The sequence below is a fragment of the uncultured Maricaulis sp. genome (assembly GCF_963976135.1).
GTDB lineage: Bacteria > Pseudomonadota > Alphaproteobacteria > Caulobacterales > Maricaulaceae > Maricaulis.
This window is the reverse complement of the sequence record NZ_CAXBKN010000111.1, coordinates 1-7,742: the sequence shown is the minus strand read 5'-3', so window position 1 is coordinate 7,742 and position 7,742 is coordinate 1. Positions and strand designations below refer to the sequence as shown.

General features: G+C 64.0%; 6 protein-coding genes. 2 read left to right on the top strand and 4 right to left on the bottom strand.

The window, feature by feature from the left end; translation table 11 throughout:
• Positions 1 to 113: 113 nt before the first annotated feature.
• The 3 genes from AAC023_RS12660 to AAC023_RS12650 form a co-directional block, all read right to left on the bottom strand.
• Positions 114 to 1,652 (bottom strand): serine hydrolase, encoded by a 1,539-nt coding sequence (locus AAC023_RS12660; RefSeq protein WP_339741558.1) that lies wholly within the window; start codon positions 1,650 to 1,652, stop codon positions 114 to 116.
• A gap of 80 nt (positions 1,653 to 1,732) precedes the next feature.
• Entirely contained in the window at positions 1,733 to 2,464 is a 732-nt protein-coding gene (locus tag AAC023_RS12655; RefSeq protein ID WP_339741557.1) for a helix-turn-helix transcriptional regulator, read from the bottom strand.
• Positions 2,465 to 2,634: 170 nt separating this feature from the next.
• Positions 2,635 to 3,750, bottom strand: coding sequence for a glycoside hydrolase family 3 N-terminal domain-containing protein (locus tag AAC023_RS12650; protein ID WP_339741556.1), 1,116 nt, complete (start codon positions 3,748 to 3,750; stop codon positions 2,635 to 2,637).
• 313 nt (positions 3,751 to 4,063) lie between these two features.
• On the opposite strand from AAC023_RS12650, the gene AAC023_RS12645 reads away from it, so the two are divergent.
• On the top strand, positions 4,064 to 5,263 hold the full coding sequence (locus AAC023_RS12645) for an ATP synthase F0 subunit B (protein ID WP_339741555.1): 1,200 nt from the start codon (positions 4,064 to 4,066) through the stop codon (positions 5,261 to 5,263).
• 263 nt (positions 5,264 to 5,526) lie between these two features.
• On the opposite strand, the gene hisS is transcribed toward AAC023_RS12645, so the two are convergent.
• Entirely contained in the window at positions 5,527 to 7,011 is a 1,485-nt protein-coding gene (hisS, locus tag AAC023_RS12640; protein WP_339741554.1) for a histidine--tRNA ligase, read from the bottom strand.
• 200 nt (positions 7,012 to 7,211) lie between these two features.
• On the opposite strand from hisS, the gene AAC023_RS12635 reads away from it, so the two are divergent.
• Positions 7,212 to 7,682, top strand: a complete 471-nt coding sequence (locus AAC023_RS12635) for a hypothetical protein (RefSeq protein ID WP_339741553.1) — start codon at positions 7,212 to 7,214, stop codon at positions 7,680 to 7,682.
• The last annotated feature ends 60 nt before the right edge of the window (positions 7,683 to 7,742 follow it).

The window sequence follows — 7,742 nt, the reverse complement described above, 5'->3', positions numbered from 1 at the left end:
CAGAAGCCTATCTCAGCTTCCTGGATACGTATTTGCGCGGCGAAGGCGAATAGGCGACAAGCCCGGGCGCGCCGCAACGGCGGCCCGGGCTGCGTCCACATTCGGTGGCACCGTCAATCCGGCAGCGGCCCCAGATCGGCGAGGCTCTGGGCTGAGTCCGCGCACCAGAAACACACACCATCCTGCGGTGCCAGTTCAAGCGCCCGGCGAAACTCCGCGATAGCGGCGGCATGATCGCCGGCTTGCCTGTAGCCGGTGGCCAGACTGTCGTGCAGGTTTCCATCGTCCGGGAAGAGTTCGGTATTGGCGCGCAGTACGGCGACAGCCCAGTCATACCGCTCTTCAGCCAACAGGCGGAAGCCGACGCGATTGAGCACCCAGGCCTCCTCGATCTCCTTGCCGGTTCGCGCCTCGATGTAGGGAATGAGCTGTGGCGCATCGCCGATATCATGCGAATTGACGAATTCGAGCGCCAGCCGGATCGCATAGGGCGGGATCGGTGCGGGCTCAAAGGCTGGATCGAAGATCATCCGGCCGACATCATAGCCCATGCGCTCAATCTCGCGGCTGGCCTCATTGGTCATATGAATGATGAGAATATCGTCCCGGATGTAGCGGTGGATGGACGCAAAGAAGATGGAATTTCCGCCATTATGGCTGAGCACCGGTGCTCCTGCCGGATTGCTTCCCACAGCCCAGCCATAGCCGTAATGAGTGAAACCCGGACTGGCCGGCGAGACCCTTGGCGAATGGGGCTCCTGGTAGAGCCGAAGGGAGGAAGGCGGCAGGATACGCCCTTGCTGCAGCGCCCGATGCCACCGCTCCATATCCGCGGGCGTGGAGTGGATGCCGCCATTGCCCAGCAAATGCCAGGAAACCGGCTCGTCCTGCCATCGGGTCAGGAATAAATGCCCCAGATCGGCCCGTTGCGGGTCGGCACGCCGGTAGTCATAGCCGCGCGCGGCCGTGTCCTCGCTCCACGCCAGCTGGCGCTGTCCGGTGTTGAGCATCCCGGCTGGTTCAAAGAGGGTCTGCCTCAGGAAAGTCTCGTAATCCTGCCCGGACACGTGCTCGATGATCGCAGCCAGCACGGAATAGCCCGCATTGGTATATTCATAACGCGTACCCGGCTGTGAGGTGAGCGGGCTCGCGAACACCATCGCCATGACCTGCTGCTCGGAAATGAAGGGACCGAAATCCGAACCGTCAAAGGCGCCGGTATCATCCGATATACCGGAGGAATGGCTCAGCAGCTGGTCAATCGTGATCGAAACCTTGTCGGCCGGCACATTGTCGAAATACCGGTCCAGCGTGTCGGTCAGCGCGATTTCACCGCGGTCGGCGAGGACGAGGATCGCCGCTGCGGTGAATTGCTTGGTGAGCGATCCGATATCGAAAATGCTGTTCTCACCAAAACCACGCCCCGCGGCGCGATCGGCGAGCCCATAATAGGCCTCGTAAATCCGCTCCCCGCCCCTCGAGACGATGATCGCGCCGGGGACGACGCCATTTTGTGCCGAGGCCGTGAAATAGCGATCAATGCGGGTGCCGAGTTGTTCAGTATCGATCACGGTCTGGGCCAAGCCCGGGCCGGGGAAAAGGGTCAGCGCAGCGCACACGAATGCAGCTGCGATTGCTCGCATTTCAAACATGGTCTTCTCCGAGATGGGTAAATCAGTTCGCCGCGCCGGGGCGGCGCTGGTTCATCGTCGGCGACGTGCGCCGGCAGGCACTATTTCCAGCGAAAGCTGATGAAGAAACAGCCGAGGCTGCCAAGCAGGAACATCAAGCCGGGCACGCCGAACCAGCGCAGCGGCGACTCGATGACAACCTGAGTGGAATCGACGGGTTCATAATATCGGCGCCCGCCCTCGACGGTCTCGTAGAAACCGTCACCGCGTGCCTCGCGCAGCGTGCGAAATTCCTCGTCCACACGCCCCATCATTTCGATTTGCCGGGCCCGCAAGGCCGTCTGCCCCTCGCCCCCGGATTCGATCACTGCGCCTTCCGGTCGCGCCGGGAGGGTGAGAATAGCGTAGATGTCCTGATGCTCTCCCTCGGCAATGACGCCGCGCGACTGGTAGAGATACGTCTCATAACTCACATCTTCAGCCAGCGAGGCAAGACCGATCGACGCGCCGCCGATGAAGAGGCATGCCAGGCCCGCAATCATCCAGCTGCGCGAGACTTGAACAGCCCGCCGCAGGATGGAATTCGCGGCGGCATGCAACGGTGCCACGTCGTGCAACTGGGCCATCTCAGCCGGGTCAAGCTGGCGTGCGATGTCGGCCGGGTCGAGCCCATAGGCCGATTGCAGGCGCGCGAAAACCTCCGCCGAGGGGTAGGACTTACCGGTTTCCAACTTTGACAGATAGGATTGCTCGATCTGGACCTTCAGTGCCGCCTCGGGCTGGGTCCAGCCGCGGCCCTCCCGAACGCGCTTGAGGTAATCTCCGAATTTCATCTTGACCGTCGCCTTTCATCACATGCCCGGGACACATCGCCCTGATCTGTCGCAGTCTTTGAAAGTCATGTCGGGAATGCCAGATGAATATCGCCGAATATCAGGAAAGCCGCAGGAATATTCTTCTGAATCTGGTGCAAAAACCGGACATGGCGGGACTTCGACCGCGCTCAGAGGGGAGCTGCCATCCGCAATGCCGCAATCCGCGCCACCGACTGGTCGATGCGCGCTTCGGTGAAGCGGCCCTCGACAATGGCTTCGATCACCCAGTCGACAATGCGCTGCGGCAGCTCCGGATCGGGTGCGGCCGAATTGGACAGCATGATGATGTCATTGCCGGCCTCGATCGAGCGCAGCACAGCTTCGCGCTGGCTGTAATTCTCGCGGATCGCGGCCATGTCGAGATCATCGGTCATCACGGCACCGGTAAAGCCCATCTGGCCCCGCAGCAGACCCTCGATCACCGGCGCCGAGAAAGTCACCGGCACATCGGCCGGGTCGAGCCCGCGCTGGGTCAGATGGCCACCCATGATGAGGCGCGCCTGACCGGCCTCGATCAGGCGGCGGAAGGGGTCGAGCTCGGCATCTGTCCAGGTCTCGGTGATGTCGACAAAACCGGCATGGCTATCGCCGCGCGAATGTCCGTGGCCGGGGAAATGCTTGATCGCACAGACGGCGCCGGCCTCGCGATAGGCATCGATGAAAGCGCTGGCATAGGCGGCGACCGTGACGCCATCATCGCCATAGGCGCGGCCATGACGGCCGATGACGGCATTGTCCGGGTCATTGAGATCGGCGACCGGTGCCAGATTCATGTTGAAGCCGGCAGCGCGGAATTCCTGCGCGGCGGCGGCGTAGACCGCATGCGCGGCCTCGGCATCGCCGGCCTGCGCCACCAGAAGTGCGCGCGGCACAGCACCATAGCCCAGATCACGGGACAGGCGCTGAACCACTCCACCTTCCTGGTCGACCGCCATCCAGGCACTGGGCGCAATCGCCCTGAAGCGAGCCGTCAGACCTTCAACGCCTTCGCGCGAACGCACATTATGGCGCAGGAAAAGCACGCCGCCGATACGGCCCTCGCCCAGATGACCGGCGATCTGGTCAGCGCCTTCGGTGTCCACCGTCGAACCGATAAATCCGAGCAGCAGCATCTGGCCGATCCGCTGGTCCAGGCTCATCCCGTCGGCCATCGCGAAGGATGCCGGCATCAGGCTCATGCCGGCTGTGGCGGCCGCCCAGCGCAGGACGCTGCGGCGGTCCGGGCCACCAAGGGGGTGCGTCATCAGTCTCTCCAGAGCCAAACAGGTCTGCTGGCACCATGCAAAGCCGGGGCCGCTCGCGCAAGCGGGCATCACGCCTGCATTGCGAAAAGGTCACACGGCAGCAAGGCTGGAGCCGGACGGGCTCGGGCAGTCTTGTCTCAGCCGTTCTTTTCACGATCAACGGCCCCTTTAGTAACTGGGCGCGGCACCTGACCGGTGTTGCGCCCTCTTTCGTTCCGGCCGCGCAGCCTTTCCAAAAGTTCAGCCCGGAGCCAAGGCGTGGTAACACAGCGCGGCGCAGTATGAAGGCGAGATTCGATGAAAGGGACATTTCATGAAGACCATCCTGCTTGCCACTGCGGCAATCACCCTGGCCGGAACGGCCGCCTGGGCGATTGACGACGACAGCCGCCACACCCGCCTGCGCGTCAATGGCGACAGAGCCGCCGACGCCCCCGCGACCATGATTGAAATCCGCGGCGAGGATGGCGAACGCACCATCCACATCCAGGGCGATGCCCCCGCGACCCGTCTGACCGTCAACGGCCAGACCGTGGTGATCGATGGTGACAGCGTCATGATCGATGGCCAGCGGGTCGAGACCGAGGGAAGCGGTGTCATCATCGTCGAGGGCGACGAGATCCAGGTCCTGCGCGATGGCGATTTCAATCGCTTCAATGGCCGTTTTGCACGCCACATGGCCGAGCGGGCCGAGCACACCGCGCGCATGGCCGAGGGCATGCATGATTTCCGCTTTGAATTTGATTCCGAAGGCATGCGTACCGAGGTCCTCGACTCACTCACCGCCGCGCTCGCGGGGCTGGATTCCGAAACCTTCCGCACCGGCAATTCGAGCGACTGGGACGACCTGTCGGAGGCCGAACGCCAGGAGGTGAACGCCGCCCTTGAGGATGCGCGCGCGGAAATTCGCGAGGCCATGCGTGAAATGGAAGTCGAAATGCGCGAGGCCCGCGACGAAGGGCGCCGGGTTCGCGTCGAGCTAATGCATGAAGCCCGTCGCGATGAAGCCCGCGCCGAGCGCGATGAAATGCGCAGCCACCGTGATCACGCCCGTGCCGAACGCGATGCGGAGCGGGCCGCCCGTGACGAGATCCGGGCCGCGCGCAATGAAGCGCGCGAACTGGCCCGCGAAGCGCGCAACGAGGCCCGCATCGCGCGGCACGATGTGATGCGCTGGGAAACGACCGGCGATGGTGATGTGCACCAGGAGCAAAGCGTCCGCATCGAGCGCTATGATGACGGACGGCGCCAGGTCTGGGTTGATGGCGAGGAGCAGACCGGCGACAGCCTGGTTGACTGGCTCAACCGGATCGAGGCCGAACGGCTCTCCGGCGGCCCCGCCGGCCGCCACCGCGAGCGGCGCATCGTGCGCTTCGACCGTGATGACGGCAGCAGCCATGAGGTCGATCTGACCGGGCGGCAGGTGATTGTCCTGCGCAGTGATGATGATGACGGCGCCCGCCGCGTGTTCGAATTCGAGTTCGAGACTGACGAGCTTGATGACGAGAACTAGGCAGCCAGCCACTCGCGTTTTGATTTGTGACAAGGCCGGCGCAAGCCGGCCTTTCCGTCTGCGCCAGGCCGGAAAATGCCCAAAAAGGCGGGGCTGGCCAAAGCCAGCCCCGAAATTTGCGGTTGGTCGATAAAGGACGTTTCTCCCCGAAACGCCAAGGACTAGACGGTCAGGCCCGGTCCAGATGCGACGTTGACGTAGACGTCATGCGAGGTCAAGCCTAGTGATCGCAATCTGCGACAGACTGATTATTTATCAACAGCTCAAACCATCTTGTCGTCGCGTCTCGCAACGACACGTACCGCTTCGATCCAGGCATCGGATGCAACCGTCATCTGGGCCGGCTGCTCCTCGCGCCATTCCTTGTTATCGCTGATTTCCGCGGCCAGCCGGGCGCCGAGCTTGAGATCCTTGATCGTCACGAGGCCCTGTTCGCGCTCGTCCGAGCCAATGATCACCGCTGCGACAGCACCGCGGCGGTCGGCATATTTCATCTGCTTGCCCATATTGCCATTGCCGGCAAAGGCTTCGGCGCGGAATCCGGCGGCGCGCAGCTCGGACGCCATGGCGAGATAGCGCGCCGACTGATCCTTCTCCGCCGCGATCACGATCACCAGTGGACGTTCCTGCCCGGCACCCACCCGGCCGAGCGCTGCGAGCGCGGCGGCAAAGCGGCTGACACCAAAGGAAAACCCGGTCGCCGGAACGGCCTGGCCGGTGAAGCGGGCAACGAGATCATCATAACGGCCACCGCCGCCGACCGAACCAAACTGGATCGGCTTGCCATCGTCATAATGCGCGGTGGCGAGCAATTCGGCCTCATAGACCGGGCCGGTGTAATAGCCCAGACCGCGCACGACGGAGGGGTCGAAGACGGCGCGGCTATCGCCGACACCGATGGCGCAGAGGACCTTGTCGATCTCGCCCAGCGCAGCCAGACCCAGGCGGCCCGCTTCCGATTGCCCGACCAGGGGTTCGAGCCGCCCGATCACGTCGGTACGGCTGCCGCCACTGGAATCGAGGAAGGCCAATATCGTCTCGACACCCTTGAGGTCGAGCCCGGCGCCCTGGGTGAAATCACCCGACTCATCCTTGCGTCCGGCACCGAGCAGATCGGCGACACCGTCCCGGCCCAGCCGGTCCAGCTTGTCGGCAGCACGCAACACGCGCATGCGGCGTTCCGGATCGCTGGCCCCGATTGTCTCCAGCACACCATCGAGTATGCGCCGGTCATTGACCCGGATCAGATACTCGCCATCGGCCAGGCCAACGGCGCGCATCACTTCGGCCGACAGGGCGATCATCTCGGCGTCAGCAGCCGGTCCGGGCGCGCCAACCGTATCGGCATCGCACTGGACGAACTGACGGAAACGGCCCGGGCCGGGCTTTTCATTGCGCCAGACATCGCCGGACTGATAGCGGCGATAGGGCTTGTTCAGATCCTGGAAATTTTCGGCGACGAAGCGCGCCAGCGGCGCGGTGTGGTCATAGCGCAGCGACAGCCATTGGCCATCATCATCCTCGAGCGCGAACACGCCCTCATTGGGACGATCCTCGTCGGGCAGGTGTTTGCCGAGCGCGTCGGCGAATTCGAAAGCCGGTGTCTGCAGGGGCTCGAAACCCCAGTCATCATAGATCCGGCTGGCTGTGTCGACGAGGTGACGTTCGGCACGCAGGACCGAACCGCTGCGATCTTCAAAACCGCGCGGGCGGCGGGCCTTGGGACGAAAGGGTTTCTTCGCGCTCATGGACGTCTCCGGCTTGATCATTGGGCGACCGGGCCCTGTAAAGCAGGCAAACGGCCGCGTGTCTGCGGTCTTCAATATCGAACCGGTCCCTGCGGACCAGTTTTTTCACCAGTTCGGCAGTGTTTGGCGCCCCCGTTCATCGGCGGTCAAGCTGTTCCTGCTAAGGTTCACACTGATCGTCCGCCACCGGAAGGCCAGTCATGCGCCACATCCTGCCCGCCCTCGCCGCCACGCTCTGCCTCAGCACAACGGCCCTCGCCGGACCAGGTGCCGATCTCGCCGAATCCGCGCGCCAGATCGCCAGCCAGGCCCGGGAGCGCGCCGATTATGCAGCGGCCCGGCCGGCCGCACCGGCTGCCGGGATCGAGCTTGGCGACCCGCTGCAATACGCGCTCGACCAGTTCTCCGCCGACGCGATGCGCCTGAGCCGCGCCATTGATGCGGCCGGCGGTCCGGTCGATTTGCGCTGCATCTTCCGCGGCATGTCCGGCGACGCGGCCCGCCGGCTGGAAGCGCTCAACGCGGCTGAAACATCCGCCGACCAGGCGCGCATCTATCACGAGATTTCCGCGCTGATGCACGATGCCGCCGAGATCGCACCGGCCGCCGATGGCGAAGCCCTGCCCGACACGATGGGCCCGCCAGGCACCTGCCCGGCAGCGCCCGACTGACGCCGCCTAGCCCGCCGCCTCGGCCAGGGCATTGATGATGATATCGCGCGTCAGCACCGA

Bases quoted from the DNA above. Each gene is read 5' to 3' on its own strand.
- AAC023_RS12660 (WP_339741558.1), bottom strand. From the start codon at position 1,652: ATGTTTGAAATGCGAGCAATCGCAGCTGCATTCGTGTGCGCTGCGCTG.
- AAC023_RS12655 (WP_339741557.1), bottom strand. From the start codon at position 2,464: ATGAAATTCGGAGATTACCTCAAGCGCGTTCGGGAGGGCCGCGGCTGG.
- AAC023_RS12650 (WP_339741556.1), bottom strand. From the start codon at position 3,750: ATGACGCACCCCCTTGGTGGCCCGGACCGCCGCAGCGTCCTGCGCTGG.
- AAC023_RS12645 (WP_339741555.1), top strand. From the start codon at position 4,064: ATGAAGACCATCCTGCTTGCCACTGCGGCAATCACCCTGGCCGGAACG.
- hisS (WP_339741554.1), bottom strand. From the start codon at position 7,011: ATGAGCGCGAAGAAACCCTTTCGTCCCAAGGCCCGCCGCCCGCGCGGT.
- AAC023_RS12635 (WP_339741553.1), top strand. From the start codon at position 7,212: ATGCGCCACATCCTGCCCGCCCTCGCCGCCACGCTCTGCCTCAGCACA.